Source organism: Roseofilum sp. SBFL (assembly GCF_017746885.1).
In the GTDB taxonomy this organism is placed as follows: domain Bacteria; phylum Cyanobacteriota; class Cyanobacteriia; order Cyanobacteriales; family Desertifilaceae; genus Roseofilum.
The window spans coordinates 1-18,149 of record NZ_JAGHZH010000026.1 but is presented as its reverse complement, the minus strand read 5'-3'; the positions used below and the strand labels follow the sequence as shown (position 1 = coordinate 18,149).

General features: G+C 46.2%; 14 protein-coding genes and 1 tRNA gene. 6 read left to right on the top strand and 9 right to left on the bottom strand.

The genetic code is table 11. The annotated features are described in order from the left end of the window. Nucleotides 1-38 precede the first annotated feature (38 nt). The 6 genes from J7545_RS02575 to J7545_RS02550 all read right to left on the bottom strand — a co-directional run bounded on the left by J7545_RS02575 (nucleotide 39) and on the right by J7545_RS02550 (nucleotide 10,761). Nucleotides 39-1,319 carry a uracil-xanthine permease family protein gene (locus J7545_RS02575; protein ID WP_318701958.1) on the bottom strand — a complete coding sequence of 427 codons (1,281 nt, stop codon included), beginning with the start codon at nucleotides 1,317-1,319 and terminating at the stop codon, nucleotides 39-41. Nucleotides 1,320-1,502: 183 nt separating this feature from the next. Beyond that, nucleotides 1,503-2,465, bottom strand: coding sequence for a hypothetical protein (locus tag J7545_RS02570; protein ID WP_318701959.1), 963 nt, complete (start codon nucleotides 2,463-2,465; stop codon nucleotides 1,503-1,505). Nucleotides 2,466-2,491: 26 nt separating this feature from the next. After that, entirely contained in the window at nucleotides 2,492-3,655 is a 1,164-nt protein-coding gene (locus J7545_RS02565) for a tetratricopeptide repeat protein (protein WP_318701960.1), read from the bottom strand. Between the two features lie 109 nt (nucleotides 3,656-3,764). Then, entirely contained in the window at nucleotides 3,765-5,249 is a 1,485-nt protein-coding gene (locus J7545_RS02560) for a hypothetical protein (RefSeq protein WP_318701961.1), read from the bottom strand. A 129-nt stretch (nucleotides 5,250-5,378) separates the two neighbouring features. After that, nucleotides 5,379-8,027, bottom strand: coding sequence for a CHAT domain-containing tetratricopeptide repeat protein (locus tag J7545_RS02555; RefSeq protein WP_318701962.1), 2,649 nt, complete (start codon nucleotides 8,025-8,027; stop codon nucleotides 5,379-5,381). Between the two features lie 709 nt (nucleotides 8,028-8,736). Next, nucleotides 8,737-10,761 carry a serine/threonine-protein kinase gene (locus J7545_RS02550; RefSeq protein WP_318719092.1) on the bottom strand — a complete coding sequence of 675 codons (2,025 nt, stop codon included), beginning with the start codon at nucleotides 10,759-10,761 and terminating at the stop codon, nucleotides 8,737-8,739. A gap of 104 nt (nucleotides 10,762-10,865) precedes the next feature. On the opposite strand from J7545_RS02550, the gene codA reads away from it, so the two are divergent. The 3 genes from codA (at nucleotide 10,866) to prmA (ending at nucleotide 14,050) form a co-directional block, all read left to right on the top strand. Continuing rightward, nucleotides 10,866-12,104: a cytosine deaminase gene (gene codA, locus J7545_RS02545; protein WP_318701964.1), complete on the top strand. Its 1,239-nt coding sequence runs from the start codon at nucleotides 10,866-10,868 to the stop codon at nucleotides 12,102-12,104. A gap of 60 nt (nucleotides 12,105-12,164) precedes the next feature. After that, a complete protein-coding gene (locus tag J7545_RS02540; protein ID WP_318701965.1) occupies nucleotides 12,165-13,016 on the top strand; it encodes an RNA methyltransferase in 852 nt (283 codons plus the stop codon). A gap of 128 nt (nucleotides 13,017-13,144) precedes the next feature. Then, nucleotides 13,145-14,050 carry a 50S ribosomal protein L11 methyltransferase gene (prmA, locus tag J7545_RS02535; protein ID WP_318701966.1) on the top strand — a complete coding sequence of 302 codons (906 nt, stop codon included), beginning with the start codon at nucleotides 13,145-13,147 and terminating at the stop codon, nucleotides 14,048-14,050. An 81-nt stretch (nucleotides 14,051-14,131) separates the two neighbouring features. On the opposite strand, the gene J7545_RS02530 is transcribed toward prmA, so the two are convergent. Together J7545_RS02530 and J7545_RS02525 are read right to left on the bottom strand one after the other, a co-directional pair. After that, complete coding sequence (locus tag J7545_RS02530; RefSeq protein ID WP_318701967.1) at nucleotides 14,132-15,022, bottom strand: hypothetical protein; 891 nt, start codon at nucleotides 15,020-15,022, stop codon at nucleotides 14,132-14,134. Nucleotides 15,023-15,214: 192 nt separating this feature from the next. Then, entirely contained in the window at nucleotides 15,215-15,889 is a 675-nt protein-coding gene (locus J7545_RS02525; protein WP_318701968.1) for a vWA domain-containing protein, read from the bottom strand. 172 nt (nucleotides 15,890-16,061) lie between these two features. Here J7545_RS02525 and J7545_RS02520 point away from each other — a divergent pair, with 172 nt between their 5' ends. The 3 genes from J7545_RS02520 to J7545_RS02510 all read left to right on the top strand — a co-directional run bounded on the left by J7545_RS02520 (nucleotide 16,062) and on the right by J7545_RS02510 (nucleotide 17,777). Further along, nucleotides 16,062-16,226, top strand: coding sequence for a chemotaxis protein CheW (locus J7545_RS02520; RefSeq protein ID WP_318701969.1), 165 nt, complete (start codon nucleotides 16,062-16,064; stop codon nucleotides 16,224-16,226). Nucleotides 16,227-16,395: 169 nt separating this feature from the next. Further along, nucleotides 16,396-17,661, top strand: coding sequence for a lipid-A-disaccharide synthase-related protein (locus J7545_RS02515; protein WP_318701970.1), 1,266 nt, complete (start codon nucleotides 16,396-16,398; stop codon nucleotides 17,659-17,661). A 43-nt stretch (nucleotides 17,662-17,704) separates the two neighbouring features. Beyond that, nucleotides 17,705-17,777: transfer RNA gene (locus J7545_RS02510), tRNA-His, on the top strand. Between the two features lie 112 nt (nucleotides 17,778-17,889). Here J7545_RS02510 and J7545_RS02505 read toward each other — a convergent pair. After that, a partial coding sequence (locus tag J7545_RS02505) for a hypothetical protein (protein ID WP_318719091.1) occupies nucleotides 17,890-18,149 on the bottom strand: 260 nt, incomplete at its 5' end.

The following is an 18,149-nucleotide window of genomic DNA, read 5'->3' as shown; positions in this document are numbered from 1 at the left end:
TCGGGGCAAAAACTCTTGACTTTTGCCCCGACAGATTTCTATGAATGATCCCCCTGATTTTCACCAGATTCGGGTAAGAGCCAATTCATCAGGACTCCAAAGATACCGGATAAACCAATTCCTTCTAGGGCAAATTCTCCGGCTTTTATGCTTAGTCCACCCACTCCAAAAACTAGGATAATCGAAGCGATCGCCAAATTTCGAGGTTTCATTAAATCTTCTCTAGAGCGAACCAGACTATTCATCCCCACTACCACAATTGTCCCAAATAAAATCACCAGAATTCCCCCCATAGCCGGTACGGGGATGGAGCGCAAAAAGGCCCCCAGTTTACCCACAAAGGCGAGTACAATGGCCAAAATTGCAGCCCAAGTCATGATACCGGCATTAAAGATTTTAATTAAGGCAACAGCTCCCGTAACTTCTGAGTAGGTGGTATTAGGCGGACCTCCCAAACAAGCTGCTAGACTGGTAGCGAGACCATCTCCGAGTAGGGTGCGATGAATGCCAGGATCTCGAAAGTAGTCTTTTTGAGAGACAGCGCTGATAGCTAGGATATCACCAAAGTGTTCGATGGCAGGGGCGATCGCCACGGGTACAATAAAGAGAATGGACGGTAAATGGAATTTAGGTAAGGTATATTCCGGCAGCGCAAACCAAGGGGCTTGAGCGATGGTTGTTAGATCGACCATTCCTAATGGAAATGCCACGATATAACCGACGAATAAACCGGTTAAAATAGGCACTAATCTTAACCATCCTCGACTGAATAAGACAGTTAATAATGTGGCCAGTAAAGCACTTCCAGAAACAGCTAGAGCGGCTCCTTCACTGTATCCTTCACCCGCATTCGATGCCATCTGAATAGCAATGGGGGCAAGAGATAATCCAATCACCATAATTACCGGCCCCGTAACAATGGGTGGTAACAGCCGTAACAAAAATCCAGAACCGCGCCATACAATTAATAAACTCAAGAGCAAATAAACGACACCAGCAGTCATTAATCCCGATAACGTTTCAGGTAACCCATACTTTTCTACTCCCAGTTGAATCGGGGCAATGAAGGCAAAAGAAGAAGCTAAAAAAACCGGCACTTTTCCTCCAGTTACCCATTGAAAAACCAAGGTTCCCAAACCAGCCGTCAATAGGGCAACATTCGGATTCAATCCGGTTAAAATGGGCACTAAAACTAAGGCTCCAAAGGCAATAGAGAGGATCTGAGCGCCCAGGGGAAAATAACGCCAACTAAAGCGATAGGCAGTTGGGTCTATCTCGCTTTCTTGGGTTTCTGGGTTAGGATTAGGAGGTTCAATCATCAGCGTTTAGTCTAAAATTCAAGATTAATATTGTATTATAGTGATGTGGTAGTTTGCGGTAGGGAATAGGCAATAGCTTAGATTGCTTAGGATCTAAGCCTTCAAGTTGTATTCGATAGAAAAGAGAATCCTTTGGGAGGGACTTCTCACTTTGTGCAAGCTCCGCCAATGCGGGGAATGACTCTAGTTTTTACTAAAGAAAGAAGAAGAGCTAAACAACCCTTTGACAAATTTAGCGATCTCTTTAGATGGATTCCGTTCATTCAAGAATTCTTGAGTACTTATTTTTCTATCCCGAAATCGTTTGACAAAATATCGAATATCTTCTAGCTTTTCTAGACGAGAGTTGCTTTTTTGTTTCATATGGGCAATCGGATTTATTCCTTTTTCCCGCAGAGAGTGATAGGTTTTGACAACTTTTGCTTCTGGGGTGTGGCGCTGAACTTTCCAATCCTCTTTGAGAGCCTGGTACTGTCTTTTCAGGATTTGGTTTTCTTGTTTCAATCGATTGACCTGTTGGTTTAAATCCAGGTTATCATCTTGGTCGATTGCCCTAATTTCCCTGTGATGGTACTGCGCTTCAATTTGGATTAACTGAGCTAAGTCTCCAGCTTGATAAGCTTGGTTAACTTCTTTCATGACTTCCGTGTAATAATCCCGGTCTTGATGATGGCTGACTTTATCCGGATGGAAAACCGACGCAAGTTGCAAAAATTTTTGGCGAACTTGACTTAAATCCTGATGTTTGACATTTTGCCAAGGGATGTTCTCTCGATCGTCTTGCATGGGTTCGTCTATGGACTCTTCGGTTCGGAGCCGATTGCTAATCCAACCCATTTTTTGGATACTTTCGTAAATAAACAGAACTTTTTGCGTTTTTTTACGACTTAAGCCACGGGTTCTGAAGATATCTTCAAATAACTCATGAATTTGTTGGTCAACCCGATCGATTTCTGTTGAGATTGGCTCTAGGTTCTGAGCCACTTTAGGAAGAATCTGCTCTTGCTCTTGTTCAAAATCATCGATTTTCTGTTGTTGCTTTTCTATTTTCTTTAACAGTTTCAGGCGATCGCGGTTCAGGGTATGGATTTGCTCCTGGAGTTGATTGACGGATAAGGAGGAAGAGGGAGAGGATGGGGGTTGCATACAGACTTTTCAAACCAATGGTTCAATTAGGGTGATTCTGGTTCAGATTCTAAGGGGTTTTCCGGGTTCTGGCTCTCCCGTTCTTGAGCGGCTAAACCACTTAATCGTGCTTGAGCCTTACTCCAATAGGAAATGGTTTCCAGATGTTCCGGTTCGAGTTGCAACGCCCGATCGCAACAAGTCAGGGTCTCCTCATACCGTTCTAGAGCATATAATGCAATTGCCTTCTTTTGCCAAGCATCAGCTAATGTCTCATTTCTGGCAATCACTTCATCCCAAGCGCCGATCGCCTGCTCATAGCGCTTAAGCGTGTTTAAAATCCGTGCTTGTCCCAACCAGCCTTGAAACGATTGTGGCCGAATTTCTGTCGCTTTCTCAAAACTTTGCAGAGCTTCCTCAAATCGGTCAAATCCACTTAATACGGTTCCCCGATTCAGCCAAGGATCAAAGGCATTCGGTTGTAACTTCAAGGCTTGTTCATAACTCTCTAATGCTTCCTGATAGCGGCCTAAATTTCTTAGGGACACTCCGCGATTACTCCAGGCTATGTCATAATCCGATTTAATGACTAAAGCCTGATCGTAACTGGCTAATGCCTCCTCATATCGTTTAAGCTGATTGAGTGCTACCCCCCGATTCGTCCAAACTTGATAAAAATCGGCTTTCACCTCTAACGCCCGATCCCAAACTTGCAAAGCCTTGATATAGTGTTGCTGTTCATATAAACTATTGCCTTGATAAAATAGCTCTTGAGCCTCAGTTGTCATCGGTTGTGCTGTTTCCGGGGTAAAGGTTTTTTGCAAAGCGAGTCGTCCCACTTGAGTTGCCTTTTGACCGATTACTCCCAGCTCAATTTCCCCCAATCTCAACATTCGGGAAGCCAGTTGGTGGTTGGGAAGCGGATTTTCTAAGAGACGATCGCCAAATTCCCCTAACCAATTGATCCATCCTTCTTCGGTGGTGCGATCGGATAACTTATTTAAATACTCCTGCATCTGAACAGTTTGCCATCCCCGATCGACTCCTTCTAATAGTTGCATAAACACAAACTCATATCCCGTGCGATCGAGCGGAGTTGGACGATCTTGCTCTTGGGGGGGGATTGTTCCGGAACTCCCTTGATTTCCCAACAACCGTCTCCATAATCCCCTAATCCAACCGATCAAAGAGCGCCAAAATCCTTTCCACATCGCGATCACCGAGTATTGATTTCTCCATTATGATTCCCTATTATCAATTAAAAACGTTCGCCCCTACAGCAATGTCTGATTCTAAAACGAATCAACGGCGATCGCTATTTTATCGATCATCTGGGGTTTTTGCTTTTTGGCGATCATTTTCGTTTTGCGGTATCCATTGCAAGAAGGAGGTTACGAGAAAAATCCCCAACACTAACCCCACTGCGAGACTCCAAAACACCAATTCTACAAAGGGATGCACCGTAGTAGCATGAGCATCCCACGGCATGAGTACGGGGTTTTCTGGTGTAATGAGAGCGTAGCTTGTGGCGATCACACCGGCAGTAGCCATGCCTGTACCAACAGCCCAAATGGTAATATTTAAGTTGTAGTTACTGATGGCTTCTTGTTTGCTGCTCTTCTGAATCTGGTTTTGTAGCGATCGATCGGCTTCAATTTGCTCGATTTCTAACATACCGCGAATCGTGGCAATCATTTCTTGAAACAGATTTTGACCCGCGAGCAAGTAATTTAAATCGGTTTCGATTTGTTGCAGATAAGTGTTTTTCGCTAAGTCGAGAAAAGCATCCCAGAAGGGGAAATGATCATCAGTCCATTTAGCTTGGTTAATCTCAGTAAATGCCTTTTGAAAATTCTTGATATTGGTGTCCGTGGTGTTGTAGCACTCCCGCAAAAGGCGCAGGGTTTTGCTATAATCAAATCCCCGTTTGCGGATGTCTTTGAGTAATCGTTTTAACTCTTGTAACCGTTTTTCGTCATCCGTTTCTTTCTCGATTTGGCTAAACCGAGGAATTTGTTGCTCTAGCTCGTTGGCCAGCTTTTGCGCTTCTTGGTAGTATTGTTTCGACTGTTGGGTGGTGAAGAAGATTTTATGGCGAAAGCAGAGCAGTTGTTTGAGGGATTGGTTAAAACTATTGCTAAAAGAAGATAAGCTATTTTCTTTGAACTTGAGCCAGACTAAAATATAAGTATTTTCCGCTTCGTACAGGAATAAGGGGCTACCGAACAGTTGGCCTTGACGGGTCTGTAGCGGACGGGGGATCATTTCTGTGGGGCGATCGGGAAATAAGCCGGTTACACAATCATCAGCTAGGGCGCGATAGTCTTTCAGGGCAATGGGTTTACTGGGTTCGGCATAGAGTAAAAAGCTTTGACCTAACGAGGGATTTAGGGTAGAATAAGAAAGAATATTATTGGGATTAAAACCATTGATTTGGTGACAAAAAAGCGGTATTTTGCAGTTACGTTTATCTAAAAAGAGAGTCAGTTCGGCTAGATAGACATCTTGCAATTTTTCCGCGTGAAATGCTCCTTTTGCTTGCAGGGTTTGAGTCAAGGGAATTTGGCTTAACTTGAGTTTGCGTTGTCCTTTGATCAGGTCTTGCCAGGGTTCATTTTCTTGAACGGGATGCAGGTTGGCGCGGAAGTTTTTTAAGTCTTCACTGTTGAAGGTAGTGGCAACCGTTGTGGCGAAGGTTTCCCAGAGTGCCTCGGCATTTTTGGCGGGCATTTGATAGCCTTGGTCAAAGTCTGACCAAAAGTGGAAAGCGTAGAGGGTGAAAATAGGGTTTTGGATGTCAAACATTTTTAAATTGATGATGATTTCCTGTAGGGGCGGGTTTGACCAAAATCTAGAATACCCACAAATATCTTCCCTAAACCCGCCCTCATTCCCGGTTAAGAAACCGGGTTTCTGGGTTGCTACCTGGGTTCGCTACTGTTGTTTCTCGTTGGTTTGGCCCAAGCGGTTGAGGTTTTCTAGGTATTTTTCATAGGCTCTTTTGACGACTTCTTCCGGGGTTTCTTCTTCGTCGTTGGCATCGTTGGGGCCCATTTGGCTGAGGTCGTTTTCGATGTTTTCTTCCACGTTGGGATGGGTTTTGCACCAGGTTTTGATTTTGGCCGCTAGGGTTGCGATGCTGTCCGTGGGTTGCAGGTCTAAGCCTTGAATTTGGGTTAAAAATTCGGGTTCGTAGTAATCGAATAGGTCGGTGAAGGCTTTGACAATGGCTTCGGGGGTGGCATTTTCGGGGATGGACATGGTGCGTAAGGCCTCTTCTATCTGTTGGGTGGTTAGGGTGAGGGGGTGGGTTTCGCCGATGAGAGTGAACCCCGACCAAGATTCGGGTTTGGGAAACCGGGTTTTGGTGTTGAGCATAGCATGACGGAGGGCGGCGGCGCGGTTTTTGCGGTTGGCGAGGTTTTGGTAAAATTCCGTCATCAGGACTTTGGCGGCGGGTGCGCCGATGTTCCAGAGGGAGACGACGAGACTGGGAACTCCGGCGAGAATGAAACAGCGCGATAGGCCGATAATGCCGTCGCCGGTAATTTTACCTTTGCCGGTGCTACAGGCGCTGAGGACAACAATTTCTGAATTTAAGTCTAAATCGAGAATTTCTTCCGCATACAAGGCTCCATCATCGTCACCATCGGGGGCTAAGATAATTACGCCAGGGATATCGGTTTCTAAGTCTGGCTTGCGGTCTAGGGGGTCTAATTCTTGTAAGGCATGGGCGAAAATGTGAACGGTGCGCGTGTCTACTTGGAGCAGTCGGTTAATCACGGCAACTTTGGTCGCTCTATAGCCAGTAATAGCAGTGGTGTTTAAGATAGCGGCGATGCTCTCCCCTGCTTCTTTCATGTAGTCGTAGGGATTGAGTTTATAGGGTTCATCCTGAAACTTGGGGTGCAGAGTGGGTTCTGCCACCACCAAGGCTTTTTTGTGGGTTTGGTTCTGTCGCTGCTGTTGGGCGTGAGTGGTCTCTAGGACTTGGATGGAGGGAGCCGTGAGGAGGGTATGGTCTTCGATCAGATAGCGCCCTTGGGGGTTCTGTAAGGCGGCGAAGGGAACCAAATAGAGGGCATAGTGGGGAATGAAGATCGCCCGCGCTTCGGGATCGGCAGGCAAGAGGTCGGTAATGGGGGCGATGAGGATATTGTAGAGATATTTCAAGTAGCCCTCGTGGGGTGTCTCTTCTGGGTTTAGCTTTGGGGTTTGGCCATTTTTGTCTTTTTCTTTGATACCAATGGAAGCTCGTGCCCGTAAAATTAAGTTTTCCAGGTCGTCGAGTTCCGATCCAGTAATGGGAGAGCGGCGAAACTCAATGTTTCCGGTGGGTTGGATGACCCAGATATAGAGTTCTTCGGTAACGATGGAGTATTCGACTAGGGTAGCGTTTTGAGTTTGGGCAACTTGGCGAATTTGAGGGGCGCTGATGTAAGGGTTGCTCTCTTCCGGGAAGCGCTGTCTGAGGAGGTTGATAAAGGCACGGGTGCGCCCGCGTTCGGAGATTTCTAGGGCTTCGATGGGTTTATCTTGGGCAATAAGGACTTTCTGTAAGTTACAGTAAGTTCTTATTTGGGTTTCAAAGAGAGATACTTGGTTGCGATCTTCTAAGTCCGTGCGCAAAATCTCACAAGCTTTCATCGCTATTCGCATACCTCTCTCACCTAGGGATAAAATTTCCGGATCTTGAGTTTTTCCGAAAAGCGTACCTAAGTTACTCATAGAAGTCCATACCAGTGCAAGATGACCAATTGCCATAGCTAGATTGGACTGCTGCCAGTAACAATAAAAAGCTTCTCGATATTGCCCTAATAAATAATAGCCATTAGCCAAGTTCCCTAGAGAAGAAATTTGTCCCTTGCGATCGCCAATCTCCTTAGCTATGTCTAGACAGTTTTGATGGTATTCTATGGCGGTTTGATATTGTTCTAAGGAATAGTAAGCGAGACCAATATTTCCCAGAGAAGAAGCTTCTCCTTGGCGATCTCCAAGTGCTCTTTTTATTTTTCTAGATTGCTGGTGGTAGCCTATAGCGATTTCGTGTTGCCCTAGTGCATGGTAGGCATTACCAATATTTCCTAATGAATAAGCTTCTCCTTGGAGATCGCCGATTTCTCTCTTTATCTTTAGAGCCTGCTGGTAGTAGCTTCTACCTTTTTCATATTGTCCTAATTCCTCATACAAAGTACCTAGATTGCCAAGGGAAATTGCCTCTCCTTGGAGATTTTGAATATCCCGTTCAATCTTTAACGACTTTTGATAATAGTCAAGTGCTTGCTGATATTGTCCCAATGATTGGTAAGTAGTGCCAATGTTACCCAGAGCATTAGCCTCTCCCTGGCGATCGCCAATTTCCTGAGATATGGTTAACTCTAGCTCATAATAGTCTATTGCTCTTTGAGATTGCCCTAATATATCATAGACGCTACCTAAATTTCCCAAGGTAGAAGCCACTTTCTGAACATCGCTGATTTTCCGATAGAGGGCGAGCGCCTGTTCCCAGGAGGCAAGAGCTTCCCGAAACTGGCTTTTTTTGAATTGCTCTATCCCTTGGTTGAATAGATCGTCTGCATCCATAGGTCAATTAACAATGAACAATTTTCATCTCGGCGATAGCCGAAACAATGCTTCTGGGTTGGTGGCTTGGGTTTCCGGTGGGTGGGGGCGGGTTTAGAGGATTGGTGGTTTGGTGTTCTAGATTTGGGTATAACCCGCCCCTACGATTAATAATGAACAATGAACAATTAACAATGAACAATTAATAATGGGGGGATCTGTGAGAAAGCGGGTGGGTGGCGATCGCGCCTATCTACAACCCCAATATTGTAGACAAAGCTACGTCTAACTCCGCTAAGTAGCGATCGTCATTGAATTTCCCCACGAGCTAAACGCTCTTCATAGTCTTGTAAATGAGACAAATAATCGGAAAACCCTGATTCTGCTAAAACAGACCCTTCATCGCGATCGCCGCGCCAGTGGTTTCTGCTTGAATGGAATTAAGGATAGCCTGGACTAGATGCCAGCGATTCCTTCGGAAAGCTCCGCTAACGCCTACGGCAATGCTAGGATGCGATCACATAATTCTGATGGTGTCATTTCTTCTGTACGAGATCAATCTTTCTTATGGTAGCGCGATAATGCTACGCATCGCTTTGCGATCGCATTGGTGAGGGCAAAGAAACCGGGTTTCTACACAGATATGGAATAACCAAGCAGAGTTGCAAGAAACCCGGTTTCTGGCTCCACAGGATAATTTTACAGTCAATGTTAAAGTCCCCATTTCCTTTCAGTCAAGCCAAGGTTGATGGACAGAAGGGCGATATACGGGGCGTTTGGGTTGGCGAGGAGCAACGGGAGCAGAGCGAGGGATCTGTTGCACGGTTCGATCTTGAATTTTGGGTTGATGGGCTTCTCCTTGCCAAACCTTCAAGGTTTTATCCGCACTTGCACTGACAATAAATTGACCATTGGCACTCCAAGCAACGCTATTGACGGAATTTTGATGACCGTCTAAGGTGGTTAATAAAGTAGCTGTTTGTACTTGCCAAATTTTCAGAGTGCGATCGTCACTGCTACTGACCAAAAATTGACCATCGGGACTAAAAGCAAGCGATCGCACATAATCCTGATGTCCCTCAAATATCTGCACCGTTTTCCCCGTCTCAAAATCCCACAGTTTCACCAAATTATCCCAACCCCCACTGGCGAGAATATTTCCATCGGGACTAAAGGCTAAGGCGTTGACAATCTTTAAGCGGGAAGCCAAATCTCCGAGAGTTGCAAACTCAACTTCCCGCCCAACATGCCACAGTTTAATACTATTATCATCACTGCCACTGGCAATAATTTGCCCATCGGGGCTAAAACTCACCGCTCGCACGGAGGCTAAATGACCGGTGAGAGTATAGATCGCTTCTCCGTAGCAAGGATCGGTGGGGTCAAGTTGCCAAACCTTTACGGTGCGGTCTTTACTGGCACTTGCCAACAGCGTTCCTTGAGGATTCCAGGCGATCGCATTAATCGCGTCTCCATAACTTCTCTGATCCCCTACATGACTCTCTCCCAACTGCGCTCCCCATTCCCCTTGTTGCAAATCCCATACATAGATCGCGCGATCGTCTCCCCCACTGGCTAAAAACTGACCATTGGGACTAAACGCCACCGCATTCACGTATAAAGCATGACGGCGGAGGGTTCCCTCATGCTCTCCCGTCACCCCATCCCAGAAGCGGACCGTTTGGTCTTCCGAGCCACTGGCAATTACCCTGGCATTTGGATGTATCGCTACTGCGCCCACCCATTGCGTATGACCACTGAGAGTATGCACGCACTGCCATCGATCCGATGAAGGAATGGAAGGGAACTGAGACGCTAAGGCTGACACGACTGGTTTTATCGTTGCTGTGGGCTGATTAACCCGACAATCCAGAGTCGGCAAACCTTGCAAATCCTTGAGAACCTCTTGGGCAGAATGATAGCGATGATTAATGGCATCGGCGATGAGGCGATCGATAATTGTTGCTAGGGGTTCACTAATTGGATTATCGTCCAAATTCTGCCGCCAAATCCAAGTATCCTCATGAATATCAAATAGCTCAAACGGTGACTTTCCAGTCAGCATATGCAGACAAGTTACCCCTAAACTATACAAATCGCTAGAAAAAACGGCCCGTCCCCGCCCTTGTTCTGGCGCTAAATATTCCGGCGTGCCAATCGTTGTTCCCGTTTTTAACAAAGCTGTTGATGTGGCATATTTCGCCGCACCAAAATCCACTAAAACCAGTTGTCCATTTTCACGCAAAAGGATATTTTCTGGTTTAATATCTCGATGAATGATATGGTGATGATGGATAAAATCTAAAACCGGCAGAAGATTATAGAGTAAATCGCGGATTTGGTTCTCATTAAATCGTCCCGTTTGTTCTAGAACCTGGCTTAAATTTTGCCCATCAATGAATTCTTGTACCAGATATTGCCGAGAATCTTGGGTAAAGTGGGCATAGAGAGCCGGAATTTGGGCATGTTGTCCCAGATCGTCTAGTCGTACTGCCTCTTGTTCAAACAATTGGGTTGCCTTTTGCACATTGTTGGTTCCCTGGGCTTGGGGAAAAAACTGCTTGATAACACAATAGGGTTGGGAAGGTTTATCGAGATCGATCCCCAGAAACGTGCGCCCAAAACCCCCTTGACCAATACATTTGAGCGCTTTATACCGGTCTTTGAGCAACAGGGCACTTCGACAGCTTTGACAAACTGTATTGCTGTCAGAATTTTTAGGTTGCTTGCAGTCCGGGTTGAGGCAATATCTCATAACATAGGTTGGGCGGGGCATATCGATCTATCTTATAGCGCTTTCCGCTTCGCGGACATGAAACGCGCTGGTAATTGGTAATTGGTAATGGGTGAGTTGAAAGTATGTATGATTTAGTGATTAAAGGGGGGCGTTTTCCAGACGGCGATCGCCTGGATCTGGCAATTTCCGGCAGTCATATTGCGGCTATTGCCCCAGAAATCAATGCTCCCAGTCAACAGGAATTATGGGTAAAGGATAAGTTGATCAGTCCTCCGTTTGTGGAGTCCCATATTCATCTCGATTCTGCTCTGACTGCGGGAGATCCGCGCTGGAATGAGAGCGGAACCCTGTTTGAAGGGATTGCCATTTGGGGCGATCGCAAGCAATCCTTAAGTTACGAAGAAGTTCAAGAAAGAGCCTTAAAAGCGCTCAAGCAGCAAGCCGCACAAGGAGTCCTTTGGGTACGCACCCATGCTGATGTGAGCGAACCTAACTTGATTGCCTTAAAAGCCTTATTGGACTTGCGAGAGCAGATAAAAGACTGGCTAACGCTGCAAGTCGTTGCCTTTCCCCAAGATGGCATTTACGGACAACCCCAAAACGAACAGCTTTTAGAAACTGCGCTGCAATTGGGTGCAGATGCGGTTGGGGGAATTCCTCATTATGAATTTACCCGTGAAGATGGGGTAAAATCCGTTCATCGCATCTTTGAACTGGCGCAACAGTACCATAAATTAATCGATATTCACTGCGATGAAATTGATGACGATCAAGCCCGATTTTTAGAAGTGGTTGCTGCCTGTGCGATTCGTAGTGGACTCGGTTCCCAAGTAACGGCGAGTCATACAACGGCTTTCGGCTCCTATAATAATGCTTATGCCTTTAAGCTGATGGGGTTGCTGAAACGGGCGAAGATTAATTTTATTGCCAATCCTTTAATTAATATTACCCTGCAAGGACGCACCGATACCTATCCCAAACGGCGCGGCGTTACCCGTGTCAAAGAGTTATGGCAAAATGGCTTAAATGTGTCCCTCGGTCATGATTGTATCCAAGACCCTTGGTATACTCTGGGAACGGGCAATATGTTAGAAGTTGCTCATATGGCGGTTCATGTCTGTCAGATGACGGGGATACCAGAAATTAAGGCTTGCTACGATATGGTGACTACAGGGGGCGCAAAAACTTTAAATGGATCTAATTTATATGGCTTAGAAGTGGGTAAACCGGCGAATATCATTATTCTGGATGCTGATAGTCCCTATGATGCCATTCGCCGACGGGCAACGGTGGAGGTTGTCATTGCTCAAGGGAAAATTCGGGTACGAACGGATGTCCCCCAAGTCCATTGGCAGACTTAAATCGTTTAGAGATATAGCACTTTGTGCTGTTATGAAGTATGCTATTGAATCCCCAAAGCCATGTACCACAATCCTATTCCCCATTCCCCATTCCCCATTCCCTATTCCTTAGCGCAAAGTGCTATGTTAACCAGTCTTCAAAATCCTTGGGTGAAGCAATTGCGAAAGTTGCATCAAGCCAAGGGGCGTAAAATCGCCCAATTATGCTTATTAGAAGGAACCCATTTGGTAGAAGCCGCTTGTCAGGTGAATGCGGCTTTAGAGAGTGCCGCCTATACTCCCGAATGGTGGCAAAAAAATGCCCAGCTAGGAGCGCAACTGCAAGAGTGCTGTCAACGGGTGGAGCAAGTGAGTGCAGAGGTGTTAAAGGCGATCGCCACTACGGTCAATCCTGATGGCGTAATTGCTACTCTCCGCCGAGATGCCCCCAAACCCCTACCCCCGCGACTTCATAGACTAGGACTGATCCTAGAAACTCTGCAAGATCCGGGTAATTTAGGCACTATCCTTCGCACCAGTGCCGCCGTCGGTTTAGAGGCGATCGCCCTCAGCCAAGATAGTGTCGATTTAGACCATCCTAAAGTCTTACGAGCTTCCGCGGGCGCGTGGTTTCAGGTTCCCATGGCAATACAACCGAGTTTACCCGACTTTATCGCCCAATGCCGTCAACAGGACATGCAAATTATCGCTACAACTGCTAATGCTCCCCAATCTTACTGGGATATTAACTGGACACAACCGACTTGGGTAGTATTGGGCAATGAAGGGGCAGGATTATCGTCAGAATTGCTCGACTTAGCCGATCTCCAGGTGAGTATTCCTATTGCTGAGGGAGTAGAATCGTTGAATGTGGCGATCGCTGCTGCTCTGATTCTCTACGAAAGCCAAAGACAATGGACAGAGAAGGGATAGGACGCGGGGACGTGGGGACGCGGGGAACGCCTATTGCCAACCCCCCATTCCCAGCGGAAAGCGCCATATTTTGATAAAGTCAAGAATAAATCATTGCAGGAAAAGGCGTTAAGGGAGGCTTAGGGGTTGTGGCAAATCACTGGTGGGAAATTCAAATACTCTGCGATCCAGCCTTAGAAGATCTGATTTTCTGGCGTTTAGATCGATTTGGCTGTCAAGGAACCAGCAGCGAAAATAAAGCTAACGCTCGATTAGTGCAAGCCTACTTACCCCAAGAAAAAGCCCAATTGCTTGATTTAGCAGCTTTATCTATTGGTTTTCGCCAAGATGCCCTTACTGTTTCTCTACCCGTTCCTGGCGTTCACTGGCACTTAATTGAGGACGAAGATTGGTCAATTACCTGGAAAAAGCATTGGGAACCGGAATCTATTGGCGATCGCTTCATCATTTGTCCTGCTTGGTTATCTCCTCCCGAAGCCCCAGATAGACACATCTTATACTTAGATCCAGGGATTGCCTTTGGTACAGGAGGCCATGCTACCACCCAACTTTGCTTAGAATCGTTAGAAATGCGCCTAGGTAACCCCCAACAAAACCAAGACTTAGTTTTAGCTGATATTGGGTGTGGTTCAGGCATTTTATCCATTGGCTCTCTATTGTTGGGCGCGGATCGAGTCTATGCCGTTGATACCCATCCCCTAGCTATTCAAGCGACAATCGGTAATAGCAAACTCAATCATTTAGGAAGCGATCGCCTGATCGCTGCTCAAGGGAGTATCCATGAACTGATCGAAACCCTCCCTACCCCCGTTGATGGCATCCTTTGTAATATCTTGGCTGAAGTCGTGATCGATCTGATTCCCAAATTTGAGGCGATCTCTAAACCCGGCACCTGGGGAGTAATCAGCGGTGTCCTCTTAGAGCAAGCCAAACCTGTTGCTGATGCTTTAGAACAACATGGTTGGATGGTGGCAACTCTTTGGCGACGGAAAGAATGGTGTTGTTTCAATATCCGTCGTGAGTTGGAGGATTGAAAGGGAATGGGGAATAGGGAATGGGGAATAGGGAATAGGGAATAGGATTCTATTGCCGTGTCTCCCTATCCCTGTATTTCCTTAAATTTCGGCAACTGCACGTTCAATTAAACGATGGGCTAGGGTCTGAATTCCAGTATGTTCATAATAATTGGTACTCACATCCAGGAATGCAGCCAAATAGTCTAATTTATCATCGCTGAATTCGACAAAGCTTTGGAGACTATTGGCTACATTCGTTGGCGTAATGCCGCGATCGCTGACAAAATCACCCATCCAATTGGAAACAGAACCAAACGATTCACCAATAAAGCCCAACTTACTCTCTTTATCACCGCCAGGAATTGCATCTTCTATCGCCCGAAATCCCTGATTTTGTTCTAAATCACTCGTAGAAAGACCGCCAATCCAATCCGCAGCTACACCTAAAAAGTCTGGCCCTAACGGAATTAAACCATCAAAACAAACCAGGGCCGCCATCCGCATTAACGACTCACCACTATAATCCCCCAAAGCACCAACAAAATCCCCAATACTATCCCCAGGAATTCCATTAATTGAGCAAAATCCGAGCAATTCCGCCACAACCTTTAAGGATAAATCAATCGTTTGAGCTTTACCCGGTTTGGGAGTCAGGCTAGTTAACAAACCACCCACTAAAGGAATTTTATCACCAACCATATTCGCTAACGAAGCTGCTCCCAAGGCCCGACCTGCTCCACTGACGGTTTGATAGAGCCAAAGGGCCCGTTGATAGCCTTCAGCTTTATCATTGAAGAGTTCGATCGCGCGATTACCAATCGCTTCGATCATCTCCGGATCTTCCTCTCCGGTAATGGTGCGGATGCTATTCTCAAACCCCACCAAGTTATTCCACTCTCCTGGAACTACAAAATCCAGGGCACGTAACGACTTAATGGTAATATTATCTGTGGGCAGTTCATCAACTAATTCAAAGATCGGTTTACTCATGGTTCTTGCCTCAATTACTCCTGAATTTTGAAACCGTTTACTGATTAATTATTACTCGCAACACTTTCTCCTTTTATCCGATACATTTTCATCCCCCTAAATCCTTCTTTTTCAGGTGGGTCTAGGGGGATCTTTTCCTACTCTACCTTATTCCATTTCCAGCGATCTTATCTTTCTCCACTGCTTGACTCCTTAAACCGTTCCCCAACCTGGAGGAGGAAGCGCCACTTGATCGTCAATCTTAGAATGGGAAACAGCAGACATAGAAGCAGATAGCCACAGAAACATTTCCACGAAATTGAGTCCTTTTAATTTTACGGGAGTCCGCACCACAATCTCGCTTAACTGGGCTAAATCAGCATTTTCCACACCCACGGCAAAAAAGGCCACCTGTTTATTATTTTCCGCTTGTTGGATGCGTTGAGCGGCTTTTTGCACCACTTCTTCTGGTTCCCCTTGGGGTGCGCCATCAGTAATTAAAAATACCCAAGGACGATAATAGGCAATTCCATTCGCGCGATATTCAGCTTTTCGCGCTTCAATTAAATCCAAACCTGTATTAATTGCACCCCCCATATAAGTCATTCCTTGGGATTTGAGTTTGGGGGTTTCAAATTGATCGGCAGTTACAAAGTCCAGTTCTACCTTGATTTCATTATTAAAACTGATAATGGCCACTTCCACCCGACGAGCAGCTAAGGTATCTTTATTCAGGTCAGTGCGAAAGGTTTCTAAGCCTTCGTGTAAAGCATCAAGGCTCTCTCCTTGCATGGAACCAGAGGTATCAAGCAAGAGGACACAGGGACAACGGGGTTCTGGGTTCTCCGCAAATTCGACGGCTTCATCAAGTCTTAAGGATTCAGGCATGGCGATCGACTAATCTCTACTCCGGTTCTATGCTAATCAAAAGTATATAGCGCTTTGCGCGGGTAATGGGTAATGGGAGAATAGCGAACCTGCCCCTTATCTCTGACAATTGTTCATTATTCATTGTTCATTCCTCTGTTGAAAGGTGTTCTCAGGATTCTAGGCAATTACCATGTTAATGTTACTCTTCTATCTGGGAAAAGATTCAGATGCTATTGAGAGTTCCAGTGTAGTAGAGGTGATTCCTAGAGTGCCCTTGAGGAAGATTAATCATGTGCCAGATTATGTAGCGAGATTATTTAATTACCGAGGCAACATTGCAGCAGCGATCGATTAGGAAATCTTCAGAAGGTACAATCGGCTGATTATTGTTTCGGATCGCGATCGCAAAGAAGACCGGATTCAAGGTTTAGAAGAGGGGTAATTGTCCTATTTCCCGTTCCCTATTCCCCATTGCTGACGGCGCTATTGTAAGATCAAACCAATTTTTAATTTTTCATTGAACCATGCGAGTCCTGTGCTTGAGTAATGGCCATGGGGAAGATGCGATCGCCACTCGCATCTTACGCCAATTGAGAGCCACCCCCAATCCCCCAGAATTATCAGCTTTGTCCTTGGTGGGAGAAGGTCAAGCCTATCGGCACATGGATATTCCTCTGATTGGCCCAGTCAAAGCGATGCCCTCTGGTGGATTTGTATATATGGAGAGTCACCAGTTAGCCAAAGATGTCAAAGCGGGAATGCTGCAACTCATTTGGCAACAGTATCAAGCTATTCGCTCCTGGGCAAAAGATGGCGGCGCAGTCTTAGCTGTTGGAGATATTATACCCCTACTGTTAGCTTGGCTCAGTGGTTTACCTTATGGATTTGTAGCGACAGCCAAGTCAGAATACTGGATTCGGGATGAAAATGGGCCCTTAACCGCCAGTTTCGCCCAGGGTTGGTCCGGTTCGGTGTATTTGCCTTGGGAGCGCTGGTTAATGGCACGGCGGCGCTGTATGGGCGTGTTTCCCAGGGATCGGTTAACGGCTCAAACCCTGCAACAATGGCAGCAGTTACCGGTGTTTGATTGTGGGAATCCAATGATAGATGATTTATTACCAGTGGAGCAGGAACCCGAAGAAGAGGAAAAAGGGAAACCCTTGGCATTAGTTTTACTCCCCGGTTCCCGCGCTCCAGAAGCCTATGAGAATTGGCAGGTGCTATTAACTGCAGTGGAGCAAGTTATGGGCGAACCGAAGCCGTTTCCAGGGTTGCATCGACCGATAAGGGTGTTTGCGGCGATCGCTCCCGGATTAGGTTTAGAAACCTTTGGCCAAATCCTGGAATCTTTTGGATGGCGGCGCAAAGAACCCCCCGAAGGTATAGCTCTGCCTTCTCCAGAAACACTCTGCTATACCCTCAGTAATGGCACATTATTCTTAACTGAAAACGCCTATAATTGTTGTCTACAACAAGCCCATTTTGCCCTGGCCATGGCCGGAACTGCCACGGAACAATTTGTCGGTCTCGGTAAACCAGCCCTGACTTTCCCCGGAAAAGGCCCCCAATTTACCCCCCAGTTTGCCCAAGTGCAAGCCAAACTCCTCGGCCCATCGGTGATACAAGTCAACAGCCCCCAAGCTGTAACCCAAACCCTCCAAGACCTTTTACACGATCCTGACCGCCTACAATTGATCTATGCCAATGGTAGACGGCGGATGGGCGAACCTGGTGCTTCCCAAAGAATTGCGACTTTTTTCTTAGAAAAAATTTCTGCTCAGGGTGGTTAATTACCTAAACCTGTGTTACGCTGAGATGTAGTCTGGATTTATGGCGAGCGTAGCCAAGTGGTTAAGGCAGCGGATTGTGGTTCCGCCACTCGCGGGTTCAACTCCCGTCGTTCGCCCTCTTCTAAAGCGTTTAACACCGAGAGTTTCATCCGAGAATGGCGGAACCAAAGCCCGCTGCTACACCTAATTTGCACCTAAAATCACCATAACACCCTCCAGAAAGATAGGTCAGCCCTTAGGTAACTCACATAGAAAAGTCTCATAATATCCGCAATGAAACATAGATAATCCTGTGTAGTGATAAAATAGATATATATCCAGCCTTCCATATCCTAAATAAAGTAGGCGATCGGAAATCGGCCACTCTCTCCTCTCATTGTCAGGAAGTGCTATCCCCCCTCGGCGGTCAGCCAGGACAATATCGCGCACCAAGTCCTTCATCTGCAACTGTGTCCTTTCATCAGCACCCCCCAACTGGGAGAACAAAT

Excerpts from the sequence above, each read along its gene's own strand:
- J7545_RS02575 (WP_318701958.1), bottom strand. The coding sequence starts at position 1,319 with ATGATTGAACCTCCTAATCCTAACCCAGAAACCCAAGAAAGCGAGATA.
- J7545_RS02570 (WP_318701959.1), bottom strand. The coding sequence starts at position 2,465 with ATGCAACCCCCATCCTCTCCCTCTTCCTCCTTATCCGTCAATCAACTC.
- J7545_RS02565 (WP_318701960.1), bottom strand. The coding sequence starts at position 3,655 with ATGTGGAAAGGATTTTGGCGCTCTTTGATCGGTTGGATTAGGGGATTA.
- J7545_RS02560 (WP_318701961.1), bottom strand. The coding sequence starts at position 5,249 with ATGTTTGACATCCAAAACCCTATTTTCACCCTCTACGCTTTCCACTTT.
- J7545_RS02555 (WP_318701962.1), bottom strand. The coding sequence starts at position 8,027 with ATGGATGCAGACGATCTATTCAACCAAGGGATAGAGCAATTCAAAAAA.
- J7545_RS02550 (WP_318719092.1), bottom strand. The coding sequence starts at position 10,761 with ATGAGATATTGCCTCAACCCGGACTGCAAGCAACCTAAAAATTCTGAC.
- codA (WP_318701964.1), top strand. The coding sequence starts at position 10,866 with ATGTATGATTTAGTGATTAAAGGGGGGCGTTTTCCAGACGGCGATCGC.
- J7545_RS02540 (WP_318701965.1), top strand. The coding sequence starts at position 12,165 with ATGTACCACAATCCTATTCCCCATTCCCCATTCCCCATTCCCTATTCC.
- J7545_RS02530 (WP_318701967.1), bottom strand. The coding sequence starts at position 15,022 with ATGAGTAAACCGATCTTTGAATTAGTTGATGAACTGCCCACAGATAAT.
- J7545_RS02525 (WP_318701968.1), bottom strand. The coding sequence starts at position 15,889 with ATGCCTGAATCCTTAAGACTTGATGAAGCCGTCGAATTTGCGGAGAAC.
- J7545_RS02520 (WP_318701969.1), top strand. The coding sequence starts at position 16,062 with ATGTTAATGTTACTCTTCTATCTGGGAAAAGATTCAGATGCTATTGAG.
- J7545_RS02515 (WP_318701970.1), top strand. The coding sequence starts at position 16,396 with ATGCGAGTCCTGTGCTTGAGTAATGGCCATGGGGAAGATGCGATCGCC.